This is a genomic window from Streptomyces prunicolor NBRC 13075, assembly GCF_000367365.1.
Taxonomy (GTDB): domain Bacteria; phylum Actinomycetota; class Actinomycetes; order Streptomycetales; family Streptomycetaceae; genus Streptomyces; species Streptomyces prunicolor.
Genome location: NZ_BARF01000018.1, coordinates 1 through 17,907 on the forward strand (window position 1 = coordinate 1; position 17,907 = coordinate 17,907).

General features: G+C 69.1%; 14 protein-coding genes and 2 pseudogenes. 5 read left to right on the forward strand and 11 right to left on the reverse strand.

Going from position 1 to position 17,907, the window contains the following annotated elements; genetic code table 11:
• Positions 1–33: 33 nt before the first annotated feature.
• The 6 genes from SPR02S_RS08415 to iolC all read right to left on the reverse strand — a co-directional run bounded on the left by SPR02S_RS08415 (position 34) and on the right by iolC (position 7,859).
• A complete protein-coding gene (locus tag SPR02S_RS08415; RefSeq protein WP_026150345.1) occupies positions 34–1,452 on the reverse strand; it encodes an APC family permease in 1,419 nt (472 codons plus the stop codon).
• A gap of 208 nt (positions 1,453–1,660) precedes the next feature.
• Positions 1,661–3,163 (reverse strand): CoA-acylating methylmalonate-semialdehyde dehydrogenase, encoded by a 1,503-nt coding sequence (gene mmsA / locus SPR02S_RS08420; RefSeq protein ID WP_019056505.1) that lies wholly within the window; start codon positions 3,161–3,163, stop codon positions 1,661–1,663.
• A 14-nt stretch (positions 3,164–3,177) separates the two neighbouring features.
• Complete coding sequence (gene iolD / locus SPR02S_RS08425; protein WP_019056506.1) at positions 3,178–5,061, reverse strand: 3D-(3,5/4)-trihydroxycyclohexane-1,2-dione acylhydrolase (decyclizing); 1,884 nt, start codon at positions 5,059–5,061, stop codon at positions 3,178–3,180.
• Positions 5,058–5,900 (reverse strand): 5-deoxy-glucuronate isomerase, encoded by an 843-nt coding sequence (gene iolB / locus SPR02S_RS08430; RefSeq protein WP_019056507.1) that lies wholly within the window; start codon positions 5,898–5,900, stop codon positions 5,058–5,060. The genes iolD and iolB overlap by 4 nt, the downstream gene beginning before the upstream one ends.
• 10 nt (positions 5,901–5,910) lie before the next feature.
• Positions 5,911–6,789 (reverse strand): Cgl0159 family (beta/alpha)8-fold protein, encoded by an 879-nt coding sequence (locus tag SPR02S_RS08435; RefSeq protein WP_026150346.1) that lies wholly within the window; start codon positions 6,787–6,789, stop codon positions 5,911–5,913.
• Between the two features lie 119 nt (positions 6,790–6,908).
• Positions 6,909–7,859 carry a 5-dehydro-2-deoxygluconokinase gene (gene iolC / locus SPR02S_RS08440; protein ID WP_019056509.1) on the reverse strand — a complete coding sequence of 317 codons (951 nt, stop codon included), beginning with the start codon at positions 7,857–7,859 and terminating at the stop codon, positions 6,909–6,911.
• A 501-nt stretch (positions 7,860–8,360) separates the two neighbouring features.
• Between iolC and SPR02S_RS08445 the strand changes: the two genes are divergently transcribed.
• Positions 8,361–8,561, forward strand: a complete 201-nt coding sequence (locus tag SPR02S_RS08445; protein WP_019056510.1) for a helix-turn-helix transcriptional regulator — start codon at positions 8,361–8,363, stop codon at positions 8,559–8,561.
• A 139-nt stretch (positions 8,562–8,700) separates the two neighbouring features.
• On the opposite strand, the gene SPR02S_RS08450 is transcribed toward SPR02S_RS08445, so the two are convergent.
• The 3 genes and pseudogenes from SPR02S_RS08450 to SPR02S_RS59995 all read right to left on the reverse strand — a co-directional run.
• The gene (locus SPR02S_RS08450) at positions 8,701–8,985 is read right to left on the reverse strand and encodes a hypothetical protein (RefSeq protein ID WP_019056511.1); all 285 of its coding nucleotides are present in this window, start codon (positions 8,983–8,985) and stop codon (positions 8,701–8,703) included.
• Between the two features lie 82 nt (positions 8,986–9,067).
• Complete coding sequence (locus SPR02S_RS08455; RefSeq protein ID WP_019056512.1) at positions 9,068–10,111, reverse strand: zinc-dependent alcohol dehydrogenase family protein; 1,044 nt, start codon at positions 10,109–10,111, stop codon at positions 9,068–9,070.
• Positions 10,080–10,421, reverse strand: a pseudogene (locus SPR02S_RS59995) (MMPL family transporter); the annotation flags it as partial. The gene SPR02S_RS08455 and the pseudogene SPR02S_RS59995, both read right to left, overlap by 32 nt.
• On the opposite strand from SPR02S_RS59995, the pseudogene SPR02S_RS62925 reads away from it, so the two are divergent.
• Positions 10,411–10,662 (forward strand): annotated as a pseudogene (locus SPR02S_RS62925) (hypothetical protein); the annotation flags it as partial. The pseudogenes SPR02S_RS59995 and SPR02S_RS62925 overlap by 11 nt on opposite strands.
• Here SPR02S_RS62925 and SPR02S_RS08465 read toward each other — a convergent pair.
• Positions 10,622–11,839 (reverse strand): cation:proton antiporter, encoded by a 1,218-nt coding sequence (locus tag SPR02S_RS08465; protein ID WP_019056514.1) that lies wholly within the window; start codon positions 11,837–11,839, stop codon positions 10,622–10,624. The pseudogene SPR02S_RS62925 and the gene SPR02S_RS08465 sit on opposite strands and share 41 nt — an antisense overlap.
• Before the next feature lie 61 nt (positions 11,840–11,900).
• Here SPR02S_RS08465 and SPR02S_RS08470 point away from each other — a divergent pair, with 61 nt between their 5' ends.
• The 3 genes from SPR02S_RS08470 (at position 11,901) to SPR02S_RS08480 (ending at position 15,605) form a co-directional block, all read left to right on the forward strand.
• A complete protein-coding gene (locus SPR02S_RS08470) occupies positions 11,901–12,851 on the forward strand; it encodes a PrsW family intramembrane metalloprotease (RefSeq protein WP_019056515.1) in 951 nt (316 codons plus the stop codon).
• 83 nt (positions 12,852–12,934) lie between these two features.
• Positions 12,935–13,174 carry a heavy-metal-associated domain-containing protein gene (locus tag SPR02S_RS08475; protein WP_019056516.1) on the forward strand — a complete coding sequence of 80 codons (240 nt, stop codon included), beginning with the start codon at positions 12,935–12,937 and terminating at the stop codon, positions 13,172–13,174.
• A gap of 130 nt (positions 13,175–13,304) precedes the next feature.
• A complete protein-coding gene (locus tag SPR02S_RS08480; RefSeq protein ID WP_019056517.1) occupies positions 13,305–15,605 on the forward strand; it encodes a heavy metal translocating P-type ATPase in 2,301 nt (766 codons plus the stop codon).
• A gap of 917 nt (positions 15,606–16,522) precedes the next feature.
• Here the strand turns inward: SPR02S_RS08480 and SPR02S_RS08485 are convergent.
• A complete protein-coding gene (locus tag SPR02S_RS08485; RefSeq protein WP_019056518.1) occupies positions 16,523–17,812 on the reverse strand; it encodes a citrate synthase in 1,290 nt (429 codons plus the stop codon).
• Positions 17,813–17,907: the final 95 nt, after the last annotated feature.

The window sequence follows — 17,907 nt, forward strand, 5'->3', positions numbered from 1 at the left end:
CGCGCCCCTGAGGAGGCCTCGCCCCTTCGGGGCTTAGGCCTCCTCAGGGAGTGAGATTAGCCAGCGGGTTTCCCTGCGCGGGCGGAGATAGAACGCCCAGTAGAGAGTGGCCAGCGTCACTATGCCGCCCGTCCACAGCAAGTACGTCGTCTCCTGTTGGGTGAGGATGTAGGCCAGGACTGCGATCAAGAGGATCGGTATTGCGGGCCATAGGGGCATGCGCCACGCGTGCGTATGCCTGTGGGGTCCGCGGCGGGAGAGTAGGGCCGCTACCGCCACCAGCAGGTACATGCCGGTTACCGAGACGCCTGTCACGCCGTACAGGGTGTCGAGGTTGACGAAGCAGAGGATCGCGCCGGGGATGCCTACCGCGAGCGTGGCCACCCAAGGGGAGCCGAAGCGGCCCAGTTTCGAGAAGAGCGTGTTGACCGGGTGGGGCCAGGCCTTGTCTCGGGCCGAAGCGAAGAGGACTCGGGAGTTCTGGATGACCATGACGATGCCGGCGTTGATGATCGCGAGGGCTACGCAGAGGCTGACGAAGGTGCCCACCGCCGAGTTGGACCAGGCTGTCACCATCGTGCTGATGTCTCCGCCGGTCAGGGTCGAGAGGTCGTTCGCGCCCATCGTGATCGCTACCACCGGGACCAGGATGATCACCGTGGAGATCGCGAGGGTGGCCAGGACCGTGCGGGCTACGTTTCGGCGCGGGTTCTCCAGCTCCTCCGAGAGGTAGACCGCCGTCGAGAAGCCCTGCGTGACGAACAGGGCTATCGCCAGGCCCGAGACCACCAGCATCGCCGTCACCGTGTCCGTGTGGCCGCCTGTCCCGGCCACCTGCATCGACGTCAGGCTGCCTATGCCTCGTTGGCTGTGTGTGAAGCCGAGCAGGGCTACGACTCCCGCCGCTATGACCTCCAGGACCAGGAAGATGCCCGTGATCCACGCGTTGGCCCGCAGGTCCAACAGGCCTGCCAGCGTTGCCAGGAGCATCACTCCGGCGCCGGTCATGGACGGGTTCAGGTGGGCGATCGGGGCCAGGTAGTCCGCCGTGCCCATCGCTATCACCGGCGGGACGATCATCACGACCAGGAGGGACAGGACGAAGACCAGCCAGCCTGCGAGCCTTCCCGCCAGTGTCGACACCATCGCGTACTCGCCGCCCGCGCTGGGGATGAGGGTGCCCAGCTCGGAGTAACAGAACGCCACGGCTATGCAGAGGACCGAGCCGATCGCGATCGTGAGGGCGGTCGCGGTGCCGAGCGTGCCGAACAGGTCGGGGACGATCACGAAGAGCGTCGACGCCGGTGTCACGCAGGAGAGCGTGAGGAGGGTGCCGCCGACTATGCCGATGGAACGCTTCAGCTGCTGCGGACCCTGGCTCTGCGGACTCTGGGGGCTGTCCGACGTCGCCTCGGAAACGGCGGCCTCGGCAGTGGGGAGGGTGTCGGTCACGCGCTGATGGAACATTGACGGAAACCATCACGTCAATGGGTGTTCACCTACGGAATCCGTTGATCCAGTCCAGCTGGAGTGTCGTATTCGGTACCCGGAGGCAGTGCCGGTCCCGCCTGCGGCCGCTACGGGAACCGCAGCCGTCGTAGGCGAAAAAATGAGGCCGTCCGCGATACGGACGGCCCCACTCGGTGCTGCTCGGTGTTGATCAGTGGTTGCGCGGGAAGCCCAGGTCCACGCCCGACGGGCCATCGGCCGGGTCGGGCCAGCGGGTGGTGACGACCTTGCCGCGGGTGTAGAAGTGCGTGCCGTCGTTGCCGTAGATGTGGTGGTCCCCGAAGAGGGAGTCCTTCCAGCCACCGAACGAGTGGTAGCCCACCGGCACCGGGATCGGGACGTTGACGCCGACCATGCCGGCCTCGATCTCCAGCTGGAAGCGGCGGGCGGCGCCGCCGTCGCGGGTGAAGATCGCGGTGCCGTTGCCGAAGGGGGAGGCGTTGATCAGCGCCACGCCCTCGTCGTACGTGTCGACGCGCAGGACGCAGAGGACCGGGCCGAAGATCTCGTCCTGGTACGCCTTCGCCGTGGTCGGCACCTTGTCGAGCAGGGAGATGCCGATCCAGTGGCCGTCCTCGAAGCCCTCGACCGTGTAGCCGGTGCCGTCGAGGACGACCTCCGCGCCTTCGGCCGCCGCGCCGGTGACGTAGGACGCCACCTTGTCGCGGTGGACCGCGGTGATCAGCGGGCCCATCTCGCTCGTGGGGTCGTTGCCGGGGCCGATCTTGATCTTCTCGGCGCGCTCGCGGATCTTCTCGACCAGCTCGTCGCCGATCGAACCGACCGCCACCACGGCCGAGATGGCCATGCAGCGCTCGCCCGCCGAGCCGTACGCCGCGCTCACGGCCGCGTCCGCCGCCGCGTCGAGGTCGGCGTCCGGGAGGACCAGCATGTGGTTCTTGGCGCCGCCCAGGGCCTGGACTCGCTTGTGGTTCGCGGCCGCTGTGGTGTGGATGTAGCGGGCGATGGGCGTTGAACCGACGAAGGAGACCGCCTTGACGTCCGGGTGCTCCAGGAGGCGGTCCACTGCCACCTTGTCGCCGTTGACGACGTTGAAGACGCCGTCGGGGAGGCCTGCCTCCGCGAGCAGTTCGGCGATCTTCAGGGACGCCGACGGGTCCTTCTCGGACGGCTTGAGGATGAAGGTGTTGCCGGTCGCGATGGCGATCGGGAACATCCACATCGGCACCATGGCCGGGAAGTTGAACGGCGTGATGCCCGCGACCACGCCAAGCGGCTGGCGGATCGAGGAGACGTCCACGCGGCTGGCGACCTCCGTCGACAGCTCGCCCTTCAGCTGCACGGTGATCCCGCACGCCAGGTCGACGATCTCCAGGCCGCGCGCGACCTCGCCCAGCGCGTCGCTGTGCACCTTGCCGTGCTCGGCGGTGATCAGCTCGGCGATCGCGTCGCGGTTGGCGTCCAGCAGCGCGCGGAACTTGAACAGGATCGTGGTGCGCTTGGCGAGGGACGAGGTACCCCAGGTCGCGTACGCGTCCTTGGCGGCGGCTACGGCCGCGTCGACCTCGTCGACGGTCGCGAAGGCGACCTTGGTGGTGACCGCGCCGGTCGCCGGGTCGGTGACCGGCCCGTACGTGCCCGACGCGCCTTCGACGGTCTTGCCGCCGATCCAGTGGTTGACGATCTTCGTCATGCCCAGATGCTCCTTCACAGATGGCGGCGTCGGGTGGAGACGTGCCGTTCGTACAGCTCACGTGCCTTGACCGCGGACGATCGGGTCGCGGTCGCGGCCACAGGTACATCCCACCAGGCCTGCGCGGGAGGCGCGCCCGACACTGTGTCTGCGGTTTCGGTCTCCACGTAGACACATGTGGGAGTGTCGGCGGCCCGCGCCACGGCGAGTGCCTCGCGCAGGTCGCTGACGGTCTTCGCGCGCAGCACGCGCATGCCGAGGCTGGCCGCGTTGGCGGCGAGATCGACGGGCAGCGGGCGGCCGGTGTAGGTGCCGTCGTCCGCCTGCTGGCGGTAGGCCGTGCCGAAGCGCTCGCCGCCCACAGACTCCGACAGGCCGCCTATCGAGGCGTACCCGTGGTTCTGTATCAGCACCACCTTGATCGCGATGCCCTCTTGTACGGCGGTCACGATCTCCGTCGGCATCATCAGATACGTGCCGTCGCCGACCAGCGCCCACACCGGCCGGTCCGGCGCGGCGAGCTTCACGCCGATCGCGGCCGGGATCTCGTAGCCCATGCAGGAGTAGCCGTACTCCAGGTGGTACTGGTCGAACGACCGCGTCCGCCACAGCTTGTGCAGATCACCGGGGAGCGAGCCCGCCGCGTTGATGAGGATGTCCGACTCGTCGACGATCTCGTCCAGTGCGCCCAGGACTTGGGGCTGCGTGGGGCGTACGTCGGGTTCCTCCGCCTCGTAGCAGGCGTCTACGCGCTGCTCCCAACGCTCCTTGTCCTCGCGGTACTCGGCGATGTACGACGCGGTGACCCGGTAGGCGTCCGGGCCCAACTCCCTTGCCAGCGCGGTGAGTCCGGCGCGCGCGTCCGCGATCAGTGGCTGTCCGGCGAGCTTGTGGCCGTCGTAGGCGCCGATGTTGAGGTTGAGGAAGCGGACGCCGGGGCGTTCGAAGAGGGTGTGGGAGCCGGTGGTGAAGTCGGTGTAGCGGGTGCCGATGCCGATCACCAGGTCGGCCAGGCGGGCGAGTTCGTCGGCGGTCGCGGTGCCGGTGTGGCCGATGCCGCCGACGTCCTGGGGGTGGTCGTGGTTCAGGGAGCCCTTGCCGGCCTGGGTGGAGGCGACCGGGATGCCGGTGGCCGACGCGAACTCGGCGAGGGCTGCCTCCGCGCGGCTGTGGTGGACTCCGCCGCCCGCGATGATCAGGGGGCGCTTGGCCGCGCGAACTGCCCTTACCGCTTCGGCGAGTTCGGCCGGGTCGGCGGCCGGTCGCCTTACGTACCAGGTGCGTTCGGCGAAGAACTCGTCCGGCCAGTCGTACGCCTCGGCCTGAACGTCCTGCGGGAGAGCGAGAGTTACGGCTCCGGTCTCCACGGGGTCGGCGAGCACGCGCATGGCGTTCAGGGAGGCGGGGATGAGCGCTTCCGGGCGGGTGATGCGGTCGAAGTACTTCGACACCGGGCGCAGACAGTCGTTGACCGACACATCGCCCGCGTACGGGACTTCGAGCTGCTGAAGCACCGGGTCGGCGACGCGGGTGGCGAAGGTGTCGCCGGGGAAGAGCAGGACGGGGAGGTGGTTGATGGTGGCGAGGGCGGCGCCGGTGACGAGGTTGGTGGCGCCGGGGCCGATCGATGTCGTAACGGCCTGTGCGGACAGGCGGTTTGACTGACGTGCGTAGCCGACTGCCGCGTGGACCATGGACTGTTCGTTGCGGCCCTGGTGGTAGGACATCTCATCGGCGTACTCGATGAGCGCCTGGCCCAGGCCGGCCACGTTGCCGTGGCCGAAGATGCCCCAGGTCGCGTCGATCAACCGCCGCCGTACGCCGTCGCGTTCGGTGTACTGGACGGACAGGAACCGTACGAGTGCCTGTGCGACCGTCAGCCTCGTCGTCGAGGTCATCGGTAACCACCTGTGCTTTCAACGTGGTCCGGGTGGAAGCAGATCCGCCACTCCCTCGTTCCACCCGGCCCCGCCATGACGTTCAGGTAGTACATGTCGTGACCCGGCTGGGCGATCGACGGGCCGTGCCAGCCATCGGGCACGAGCACGGCGTCGCCGGAGCGGACCTCCGCGAGGACGTCGGATCCGCCCTCACGGGAGGGGAATACGCGCTGATAGCCGAAACCGTTCGGGCCGTCGATCTCGAAGTAGTAGATCTCCTCCAACTCGGCTTCCTCGCCCGGCCGTTGTTCGTCGTGCTTGTGGGGCGGGTACGAGGACCAGTTGCCGCCGGGAGTGATGACCTCGACCGCGATCAGCTTGTCGCAGGCGAAGGCGTCGGCCGAGGCGAAGTTGCGGACGCGGCGAAGGCAGGTGCCGTCGCCGCGTCGTTCCACCGGAACCTCCGGCGCGGGGCCGTAGCGAGCGGGGAGTCGTCGCTCGCACTTCGCTCCTGCCAGGGCGAAGCGGCCTCCCGCGCCGGAGGCGATCTTGACCTGGGCGTCGCGGGGCATGTACGCGAAGTCGGTGACTCCGGCGAACACGCTTTCCCTGCCCAGGAGTTGGAACTCTTCGTCCGCAATTCGCACGGTACATCCACCGCTGAGCGGAAGCACGATCCACTCGCTGTCACCGGTGGTGAAGTGGTGTGTCCCACCCGGCTCCAGCTCGACGACCCGCAGACTGCTGTGGGTCCAGCCGGCCCGCTTGGGGTCGATGTCCACGGCGTACTGCGCGTTGGCGGCCGAGCCCTTGGGGACGTACAGCTCGGGAACGTACGACTGCTCGGCGGTCGTCATAAGGCGGCCCTCACAGCAGTCCTACGGCGGTGTCCACGGCGGCGGCGACGTCTCCGTCCGCCGGGTAGAGCAACGAGCGGCCGACCACCAGGCCGCGCACGGTGGGGAGTTGGAGGGCGCCGCGCCACTTCTCGTAGGCGCCGTCTTGTTCCTCGATGGAGCCGCCGACCTCGCCGCCGAGGAGCACGGCGGGGAGGGTGGAGGTCTCCATGACCCGGGCCATGTCGTCCGGGTTCTCGGTGACGGGGAGCTTGAGCCAGGTGTAGGCCGAAGTGCCGCCCAGGCCCGAGGAGATGGCGATGGACTTGATGACAGCGTCGGCAGAGAGGTCGTTCTTCAGCTTGCCCTCGTCGGTACGGCGGCTGATGAACGGCTCGACGAACAGCGGGAGTCGACGCGCGGCCATGTCGTCGATGGCGCGGGCGGTGGACTCCAGGGTGGTGAGGGAGCCCGGGTCGTCGTAGTCGATGCGCAGGAGCAGCTTGCCCGCGTCGAAGTTGAGGCGCTCGATGTCCTGGGCGCGGTGGCCGGTGAAGCGGTCGTCGAGTTCGAAGCTCGCGCCTTGCAGCCCGCCGCGGTTCATCGAGCCCATGACGACCTTGCCGTCGAGGGCGCCGAGGAGCAGCAGGTCGTCCAGGATGTCGGCGGTCGCGAGGACGCCGTCGACGCCGGGCCGGGAGAGCGCCAGGCAGAGGCGTTCGAGGAGTTCGGCGCGGTTGGCCATGGCGAACTTGTGCTCGCCGACGCCGAGCGCGCCGCGGGCCGGGTGGTCGGCGGCGACGATCATCAGCCGGCCGGCGTCATTGAGGAGGGGGCGCCGGACGCGGCGGGCGGCGGCCTCGGCGATCGCCTCGGGGTGGCGGGTGCGGACGCGGACGAGTTCGGAGATGTCGACGCGGGGGCCGGTACCGCCCTCGTGCCCCGAAGGGCCGGAGGGATCCGACGGCCCGGTGGTGAGACCGTCCCCGCCCCCGTGTTCGTGCTCGGCACCCGCCACGCGGCCGGCCCTCACAGGACCGCTCCGGCGGCGATCGCGCCCTCGACCTCGGCGACGGTGGGCATCGCGGACGAGCACTCCAGGCGGGAGGCGACGATCGCGCCGGCCGCGTTGGCGTGCCGCATGATCTTCTCCAGGTCCCAGCCGGACAGCAGGCCGTGACAGAGCGAGCCGCCGAAGGCGTCACCGGCGCCGAGTCCGTTGAGGACGGTCACGGGGAGCGGGGGTACCTCGGCGGTCGTACCGTCGCGGTGCACGGCCAGGACGCCCTTGGGGCCCTGCTTGACGACGGCGAGTTCGACACCGGCGTCCAGGAGCGCGCGGGCGGCGGCGTGCGGTTCGCGTACGCCGGTGGCGACCTCGACCTCGTCGAGGTTGCCGACGGCGACGGTGGTGTGGCGGAGGGCCTCCTCGTAGAAGGGGCGGGCCGCGCTCGGGTCGGACCAGAACATCGGCCGCCAGTCGAGGTCGAAGACCGTCGTACCGGACTTGGCGCGATGGGCGAGGGCCGCGAGCGTCGCCGTACGGCTGGGCTCCTCGCTCAGGCCGGTGCCGGTGATCCAGAAGATGCGGGCCTCGTGGATCGCGTCCAGGTCGAGGCCGTGGGCGTCGATCTCCAGGTCCGGGGCCTTGGGCTGGCGGTAGAAGTACAGCGGGAAGTCGTCCGGCGGGAAGATCTCGCAGAAGGTGACCGGGGTCGGCAGTCCGGGGAACGGGGTGACCCAGCGGTCGTCCACGCCGAAGTCGCGCAGCGCCTCGTGCAGGTAGGTGCCGAAGGGGTCGTCGCCGGTGCGCGAGATCAGGGCGACCTCGCGACCCAGCCGGGCGGCGGCGACCGCGACGTTCGCCGCCGAGCCGCCGAGGAACTTCCCGAAGGTCGTCACCTGGGGCAGCGGCACGCCCGTCTGCAGCGGATAGAGGTCCACCCCTAGCCGCCCCATGGTGATCAGGTCGTACGCCATCGACTTCCCTTCGCGCCCTCGTTTCCGGGCCCCCTGAGGACCGGATGCGGAGCGGCTTCGTTTCGGCTCTCCACGGTTTGTAGTCCCGGTGGCCGAGCCCTGTCAATGTTTTGTCCAGACATTCGGACCAGACATGGGCAGGTTGCGGGTAAGGGCTTGCATTGCGACGGCCTTGACAGGTGGTTTGTCGGGCGCGGCTCCGGTGGGGGCCGGTCGCGCAGTTCCCCGCGCCCCTTCGGGGCGCTCCTTTCCCGGCCATAGTCAACGCGCCACGCCCTTGCGCCCGCGTGCGCCTTTGCGTCACCTGTGTCACAAAAGCCCCCTTCGTGTCACACGTGTCGCGTGTACGCGGGTTTTGCGTCACACCCGGTCGACAGGCGCTTCCCGTCCCTCACTCTGTGTCGTTGACCGGGGACAGGCTTTGTGATCGCCAGCGCAGCGCACGGCTCCCCCGACGGCCGCCTCCGGTCGCCGCCGCGGCGCGCGCAGGGAGGTGCACTCATGACCGACCGACGGCTCTGGTCGTACAAGGAAATCGCGGCCCACATCCGCGTCCAGCCCGACACCGTCCGCTCCTACCGCAAGCACGGTCTGCTGCCCCCGCCCGATCACGTGGAGAGCGGCAAGCCGTTCTGGTACGCCGACACGGTCCGGGCGTGGGTGGCCGCCCGGCCCGGGAACCGGGGTCGTAGAGACGACTGAGCCGGCCTCGGGTCCGGCCGGGTCGGTCACGGCCGTGGACGGACCGGCCCGGGGGCGGGATGCGGGCGGCCGGAGGTCACGGCGGCGATCGTTAGCGTTCGCCGCCCGGCCTCGCCGGGCGAGGTCTCGGCCCACGGGCCTACTCGCCCGGCGGAACCCGCACGAAACCCTCGGTCCAGTCGTCCTCGTCGAGCTCGCGGGCGTCGAAGTGGAAGCACTCCGGTTCGCTACGGAAGCCCGGCAGCAGTCGCGCCTGACGCACACGCTCCTCAACCCGTTCAAGAGTCGAGTAGATGCCGAGCAGCTTCAGGTCGTCGCCATCGGACTCGTCGCAGAACACGCCGCTCTCGTCGACGTGCACGGTCGAGCCGTCGTCACCGGCTTCGTTCTGGTGGCCGACATGCCACAGCGGGTACACGATCACGGACGCGAAGCCAGCAGTACCCGTTCGTGGGGCGGCGCCGGCCGATTTCACGGTGGGCCGCCCCCTTCGTGGTGGGCCGCGCTCAACTCCACGGCTCGATGACCGTCACCCCCGCTCCCGGTGCCGTACCCATCGCGGCGAGTGCCGCCGGTGTCTCGTCGAGGGTGATCGTGGTGGTGGTCAGCAGGTCGGGGCGGAGCACTCCCGCTCGGACCAGTTCCAGCATGGACGGGTAGGTGTGGGCCGCCATGCCGTGGCTGCCGAGGAGTTCGAGTTCCAGGCCGATCGCGCGGGCCATGGGGACCGGGGTCGTACCGGACGGGGAGGGGAGGAGGCCGACCTGGATGTGGCGGCCTCGGCGGCGCAGGCCGTTCACCGAGGCGGCGCAGGTCGCCGGGGAGCCCAGGGCGTCCAGTGACAAGTGGGCGCCGCCGCCCGTCAGTTCGCGTACGGCCTGTGCCGTGTCCGGGGTGCTCGCGCCGTCCACGCACTCCGTCGCCCCGAACTTCCTTGCCAGCGCGAGTGCTTGGGGTGAGATGTCGACCGCGACGACTCTGGCGCCCGCGGCCGCCGCGATCATCACCGCCGACAGGCCGACTCCCCCGCAGCCGTGCACCGCGACCCACTCGCCCGGCGCGACCCGGCCCCGCTGCACCACCGCGCGGAACGCCGTCGCGAACCGGCAGCCCAGGGAAGCCGCCGTCGCGAACGTCATCTCGTCCGGCATCGCGACCAGGTTCACGTCGGCGTGGTCCAGGGCGACGTACTGAGCGAAGGAACCCCAGTGGGTGAAGCCGGGTTGGGTCTGGCGCTCGCACACCTGTTGGTCGCCGGACGCGCATGCTCCGCAGGTTCCGCAGGCGCAGACGAAGGGGACGGTGACTCGGTCGCCGGGGTGCCAGGCGGTCACCCTGTCGCCAACTGCCTCGACCACACCGGCGAGTTCATGTCCCGGTACGTGGGGCAGGGTGATGTCCGGGTCGTGGCCCTGCCAGCCGTGCCAGTCGCTGCGGCAGAGGCCTGTCGCTTCGACCCGGACGATTACTCCGTGGTCGGCGGGGTGGGGGGTGGGTACGTCGCGTACCTCGGCGGGTTCACCGTATTGCTCGAACACCACCGCTTTCATTGGGGCTCCCATCGCCGTTTTTGTCTGCGGGTCCGTTGTGGCTGGTCGCGCAGTTCCCCGCGCCCCTGAAGGGGCGCTCATCCTCAGCCTCTCTTAGACCGAACCGGTCGTGGAAGCGCCGTAGCCGGGTCGGCGCCCACCACGTCGCCCTCCCCGTCAGTTTCATCGCCGCCGGGACCAGGAGGCTTCGGACGATCATCGCGTCCATCAGGACCGCCAGAGCGATGCCCAGGCCCAGCATCTTGGTGTTGGTGACCCGGGACGTGCCGATCGCGATCATCACCACGGCCAGGATCACCCCCGCCGCCGACGTCACCCGCACCGCCCGCATGTGCCTGGGCCTCTACAAAGCCGGCCTCGAACTGGTCCTCTCCCACGAGGGCACCGAGCGCGAGGCCTACATCCAGGAGCTGAAGAAGATCCTGATCCGCTATCTGACGCCGATGGTCGCCGAGAACCGGGCCTGGATCCAGGCCGATATCCGGGCCGAGAACCGGACCCCGGGGGACCTCACCACGCCTCGGACCCAGCCCCGGCCCCTGACCCCCTGACGGCCCCCTCCGCCCCCACCCGCTCCCCCCGCAACCGCAGCGCGAGCAGCGGAAACACCAGCACCGACACCATCGCCGCCCCGACCAGCGCCGCCGCGTCCGCCGACTTCAACACCTTGTCGTCGACCCCGATGGTGGTGATCGCGACGACCAGTGGCAGCGCGGTGGACGCGAACAGGGTGAGCGCGCGCCGGTCCCGTCGTACGAGATCGCGCGGGGCGAGGACGTAGACCGGAATGCCTCGGACGAGCAGGAAGAGGGCCAGGAACACCGGGAGGAGGAGCAGGGCGTGGCCCCCGGAGAGCAGGGCGTCCAGGTCGAACTCGATGCCGGTGACCACGAAGAACACCGGCACCAGGAAGCCGAAGCCCATCGCCTCGACCTTCTCCAGGACCGAACCCGCGCTCTCCGGGGCCGCGCCGTGCAGCACCAGGCGGGTGATCAGGCCGGCGGCGAAGGCGCCGAGGAGGGTGTCGAGGCCGAGGGCTCCGGAGATGCCCAGCATGACCGCCAGGAGGAGCACGACGAGTCGTACGGCGAACTGGCCGCTGCTGTGGAGGGTCTTGGCGATGATCCGGGAGAACCAGGGTGGGCGGGGGCGTAGCGCCCACCACACGGCCGCTGCCGTGAGGAGGGCGAACGCGGCCAGCAGGGCCGTGGAGCGGCCCGGTGCCCGCCCGCTCAGCAGCAGCGCCATCGCGATGATCGGGCCGAACTCCCCCACCGCGCCGACCGCCAGCATCACGGAGCCGAAGCGCGAGTGCAGGTCCCCGGCGTCGCGCAGTACCGGCAGGACCGTGCCCAGGGCGGTGCTGGTGAGGGCCGTGCCGACGTAGACACCCTTGGACCAGCCGGAGAGCGCGGTGGCGAGGGCCAGGCCCGCAGCCAGGGAGATCAGCCACGCGCGTACCGACCGTTTGAGCGTGTCCCCGCGGATCTTGTCGAACTCGATCTCGTACCCGGCGAGGAAGATCAGCATCGTCAGACCGAGGTCGGACAGGGTGTCGATCACCTGTCCGTCGCCCGCCCAGCCGAGTACGTCGGGACCGACCAGGATGCCGAGGACGATCTCGAAGATGACCAGCGGGACCGGGAGCAGGCGGCTGATCGCGTAGGCCAGCAGGGGGGCCAGTACCGCGATGGCCATGATGAGGATGAGCGTCCCGGACTGCGACATGAGGCGTATCTACCATAAAGTGCCGGTAAATCTGCCCTGTAGGAGTACGAGGGGATTTGCCGTGACCTACTCTCCGCCGCCCGGTGCGCCCCGGGCCCGTATCCCCGGGCCGCAGCAGCCGCCGCCGACGTACCCCCAGATCCGTACCGGTCTCTGGAAGCACTGTCTGGGCGGCGGGCTGGCGCTGTGGGTGCTGACCGCGCTGGTCACGTACGCGACGAAGAACACCACCCTGCTGCCGACGCTGATCCTGCTCGGCAGCTTCCTGGTGCCGGTGACGTTCGTCCTGTGGGCGTACGAGCGGCACGGCCGGGACCTGGGCGTCAGCGTGATCCTGGGCTGCTTCCTGACCGGCGGCACGCTCGGGGTGCTGGGCGCCTCGGTGATGGAGTACTACCTGCTGCATCCCTCCCTGTGGATGTTCGTCGGCGTCGGCCTCATCGAGGAGGCCGTGAAGCTGGGGGCGCTGATGTTCGTGCTGCGCCGGCAGCCCCGGCTGCACGGGATGCGCGCGGGCCTGATTCTCGGCGCGACGGTCGGCTTCGGTTTCGCGGCCCTGGAGAGCGCCGGGTACGCCTTCAACGCGGCCGTCTCCGCCAAGGGCATCGATCTGCGGGCACTCCTGGAGACCGAGATCCTGCGCGGGGTGCTCGCACCCTTCGGGCACGGCCTGTGGACGGCGATCGCGGGTGGCGTCCTGCTCACGTACCGGCAGTTGAACGGGCGCTTCCGCTTCACCGCCCCGGTCGTCGGCACGTATCTCGGCGTCTCGTTGCTGCACGCCCTGTGGGACTCGACGCACGGCATCGCGATCTGGCTGGTGGCCCGGCTGTCCGGCACGGGCCTGGACAAGCAGCTGTTCGCCCAGGGGTACATCCCGAGGCCGACCGACCAGCAGGAGCATCTCTTCACGATGTTCTCGGTGGGCGGAATGGTGCTCGTGGCCCTGCTCGGCATCGCCTGGGTGCGGTCGCTGGCCCGCCGCGACCCCTCTTGGAGAAATACCCCCTAGGGGTATAATGTGGAACACAGAGTGAGCCACCGTGGGCCACTCCGACCGCATACGCCTCCACACGCCTCCACGAGGAGAACGACATGACCGCCCAGACCGACACCCAGGGTTCCGTCACCACCGTCTACAAGGTGAGCGGGATGAGCTGCGGACACTGTGAGGGCTCCGTCTCCGGCGAGATCTCCGGGCTGCCCGGTGTCAGCTCGGTGAAGGCCGTCGCGTCGACCGGCGAGGTCACCGTCGTATCTGCCGCCCCGCTCGACGACGAGGCGGTCCGCGCGGCCGTCGACGAGGCGGGCTTCGAGCTCGTCGGCCAGGCCTGAGACAGCACCGGCCAGCACCCGTCTTCATCAGCAGGACGCTTCTAGTAGGACGCTTCTGTTTTCCGACCGGGCCGTGCCGACCAGCTGATACTGGCTCCGTGCGGTCCGGTCCGATGTCTGGAGTCCGGACATGACCAGCACCACCACAGCGACACCCACCACCGCAGGGACACCCACCACCGCAGGGACACCCACCCCTGCGGAGACACCTATAGCCGCGACCCCCGAATCCGCCGCCGCCGAGGTCGAGTTGCTCATCGGCGGGATGACCTGCGCCTCCTGCGCGGCCCGCGTCGAGAAGAAGCTCAACCGCATGGACGGCGTCAGCGCCACGGTCAACTACGCGACCGAGAAGGCGAAGGTCAGCTATCCGGCGGGCATCCAGGTCGCCGACCTGATCGCGACCGTGGTGAAGACCGGGTACACCGCCGAGGAACCCGCGCCGCCGCAGCCCGAGACACCGGCCACTGCCGATCCCGAACTCGCCTCGCTGCGCGAGCGGTTGACCGTCTCCGCCCTCCTCGCCGTGCCCGTCGTGCTGCTCTCGATGATCCCGGCCCTGCAATTCGACAACTGGCAGTGGCTCGCGCTCACGCTCGCCGCGCCCGTCGTCGTGTGGGGCGGACTCCCGTTCCACAAGGCCGCGTTCACCAACGCCCGGCACGGCGCCGCGACCATGGACACCCTCGTCTCGGTCGGCACGCTGGCCGCGTTCGGCTGGTCGCTGTGGGCGCTGTTCCGGGGCGACGCGGGCATGGCCGGCATGCACGACGAGTTCCGCCTCACCGTCTCGCGTACGGACGGCGCCTCGACGATCTACCTCGAAGTGGCCGCCGGAGTCGTCGCGTTGATCCTGCTGGGCCGCTATCTGGAGGCCCGCTCGAAGCGCCGCGCGGGAGCGGCCCTCCGTGCGCTCATGGAGTTGGGCGCCAAGGACGTCGCCGTACTGCGGGACGGGCGTGAAGTACGGGTCCCGGTCGGCGAGTTGGCGGTCGGGGACCGTTTCGTCGTACGTCCCGGGGAGAAGATCGCGACCGACGGCACCGTCGTCGAGGGCACCTCGGCGGTCGACGCGTCGATGCTGACCGGCGAGTCGGTGCCGGTGGACGTGGCACCGGGTGACACGGTCACCGGCGCGACCGTGAACGCCGGCGGGCGGCTCGTCGTAGCGGCGAGTCGTGTCGGCTCCGACACCCAACTCGCCCGCATGGCGCGGCTGGTGGAGGACGCGCAGAACGGCAAGGCCGAGGTGCAGCGGCTCGCCGACCGGATCTCCGGGATCTTCGTGCCGGTGGTGCTGCTGATCGCGGTCGGCACGTTCGGGGTGTGGCTCGGAGTCACGGGTGACGTGGCCGCCGCGTTCACCGCGGCCGTCGCCGTGCTGATCATCGCCTGCCCGTGCGCGCTGGGCCTGGCCACCCCGACCGCCCTCATGGTGGGCACCGGCCGCGGCGCCCAGCTCGGCATCCTGATCAAGGGCCCCGAGGTCCTGGAGTCCACCCGCCGCGTCGACACGGTCGTACTCGACAAGACCGGCACGATCACCACCGGCCGCATGACCCTCCAGGAGGTCTACGTCGCCGACGGCACCGACGAGCGGGAGCTGCTGCGGCTCGCGGGCGCCCTGGAGCACGCCTCCGAACACCCCGTCGCGCGGGCTGTGGCGACGGGCGCGGAGGAGCGCGTGGGCGCGCTTCCGCCCGTCGAGCGCTTCGAGAACGTGCCCGGACGTGGCGTACGCGGGCGCGTGGAGGGCCACGAGGTGGCCGTAGGGCGCCTCTTCGACGATCTCCCGGAGGTGTTGGCCCGCGCCAGGTCCGAGGCCGAGAGCGGCGGACGTACGGCCGTGGTGGTCGGCTGGGACGGAACCGCGCGCGGAGTCGTCGCGGTCGCCGACGCGGTCAAGGAGACCAGCGCGGAGGCCGTACGGCAGCTGCGCGCCCTCGGACTCACCCCGGTGCTGCTGACCGGCGACAACCGCGCGGTGGCCGATTCCGTGGCCGCCGCCGTCGGGATCGCCCCCGGGGACGTCATCGCCGAGGTGCTGCCCGAGGACAAGGTCGCTGTCGTACGACGGCTGCAGGGCGAGGGGCGGAGCGTCGCCATGGTCGGCGACGGCGTGAACGACGCCGCCGCGCTCGCCACCGCCGACCTCGGGCTCGCGATGGGCACCGGGACGGACGCGGCGATCGAGGCGAGCGATCTGACGCTGGTGCGCGGGGATCTGCGGGTGGCCGCGGACGCGATCCGGCTGTCCCGGAAGACGCTCAGCACCATCAAGGGCAATCTCGTGTGGGCTTTTGGATACAACGTGGCGGCGCTGCCGTTGGCCGCCGCGGGGATGCTGAATCCCATGATCGCGGGGGCCGCCATGGCCTTCTCGTCGGTGTTCGTGGTCTCCAACAGCCTGCGACTTCGGACATTTCGCTGAAGTTCCGCAAAGTTACCGGGAGTTACGGGAAGTCGAAGTAAGAGTCCCCCTAGAGACGGACGACGGCCTCACATAAGCTCTTCACAAGGCTCGCGCATCATCCTTACGCTGGGGTCCCGACCACGACATCGGGGCTCTTGCGCATCTAACGGACATATGCAAGAGACGCAGATCACAGTGGTGTGAACGTAACCATCGAAGGGCTTCGAAGGTCTAAGTTGACGATGTCAGCAAGCGTCTTGGGGGGCGCGAACTGGCATCTGAGGATGTCTTGGGGGACTTCCTCAGAGATGCGTTGCCGGGACACGTACACCGGGGAGCTTTGAGCGGCCCTCCCGTCGTGCGGTGTCCCGGCAGATCGCACACATCACTGGCTCCACCCGGTAGTACGAGGACTTTTGCTCGTTCTACTCAACGAAGCTCAGCTTCATCGAGCTTCGGCAGTACGCAGTACAGCGATTCAGGCGCTGGTTCTCAAAGACGCCCGGCCGGATCCCGTGGGGGGAATCCGCACCGGGACATGGGAAGGCGCCCTGTACGCCGGCCCGTGGGGGGACCGTCGGCAGGGCGCCTTCTTTTACCTCTTTTTTCGAGCTCGGTTCGCCTCCGGGGCGCCAAAGTCGGTGTCGAGAGGCCGACCGTGCTCGACCCTGCGGGCCTCCGCGCGCTCGACCTCTCGACACCGACGCGCCCCTTCGGCTGACTCGCCGCGTTAGGCGAGGGAGTTGAAGGGGCGCGGTCTTGCTGTGGTCCGGAGTTTTGCAGTGGTGCTGTGGTCCGGAGTTGTTGCTGTGCTGCGGCGCCCCTTCCCTTAGGAACGCCGGGCACTGCTGCTTTTGGCTTTAGGGGCGCGGGGAACTGCGCGACCAGCCCCCACCGGGCCCGCGGCCAAAGAACCCGCGAACCCGGCGGAGCACCTAGCGACCCTCGACCGGAACGAAGTCCCGCTCGACGACACCCGTGTAGATCTGACGCGGGCGCCCGATACGAGAACCCGGCTCCTTGATCATCTCGTGCCACTGGGCGATCCAGCCCGGCAGGCGGCCCAGGGCGAACAGGACCGTGAACATCTCGGCCGGGAAGCCCATGGCCCGGTAGATCAGGCCGGTGTAGAAGTCGACGTTCGGGTAGAGGTTGCGCGAGACGAAGTAGTCGTCGGACAGCGCGTGCTCTTCGAGCTTCAGCGCGATGTCCAGCAACTCGTCGGACTTGCCGAGGGCCGACAGGACGTCGTGCGCGGCGGACTTGATGATCTTGGCGCGCGGGTCGAAGGACTTGTACACCCGGTGGCCGAAGCCCATCAGGCGGACGCCCTCCTCCTTGTTCTTCACCTTGCGGATGAAGGAGTCGACATCGCCGCCGTTGGCCTGGATGCCTTCCAGCATCTCCAGGACCGACTGGTTGGCGCCGCCGTGCAGCGGGCCCCACAGGGCGTTGATGCCGGCGGAGATCGAGGCGAACATGTTGGCCTGCGAGGAGCCGACGAGGCGGACCGTCGAGGTCGAACAGTTCTGCTCGTGGTCCGCGTGCAGGATCAGCAGCTTGTCGAGCGCGGAGACGACGACCGGGTCGAGGTCGTACTCCTGGGCGGGGACCGAGAAGGTCATGCGCAGGAAGTTCTCGACGTAGCCGAGGTCGTTGCGCGGGTAGACGAACGGGTGGCCGATCGACTTCTTGTACGCGTACGCCGCGATCGTCGGAAGCTTGGCGAGCAGCCGGATCGTGGAGAGGTTGCGCTGCTTCTCGTCGAACGGGTTGTGGCTGTCCTGGTAGAAGGTGGACAGCGCCGAGACGACCGACGACAGCATCGCCATCGGGTGGGCGTCGCGCGGGAAGCCCTTGTAGAAGTTCTTGACGTCCTCGTGCAGCAGGGTGTGCTGCGTGATGTCGTTCTTGAACACGGTGAGCTCGTCGACGGTAGGCAGCTCGCCGTTGATGAGCAGGTAGGCGACCTCCACGAAGGTGGAGCGCTCGGCCAGCTGCTCGATCGGGTAGCCGCGGTACCGGAGGATGCCCTGCTCACCGTCGAGGTAGGTGATGGCGGATTTATAGGCGGCGGTGTTCCCGTAACCGCTGTCCAGCGTCACCAGACCGGTCTGGGCGCGGAGCTTCCCGATGTCGAAGCCCTTGTCGCCGACGGTGCTGTCGATCACCGGGTAGGTGTACTCGCCGTCGCCGTACCGCAGTACTACAGAGTTGTCGCTCACGTCATCCCTCACCGACGTTGTGCCTCTTCTTCGAGGTTGCCCTGACTGTCTCTACCATCCCCCATTTGGCGCAGGAGAGTGCACTCGGGGTCGAC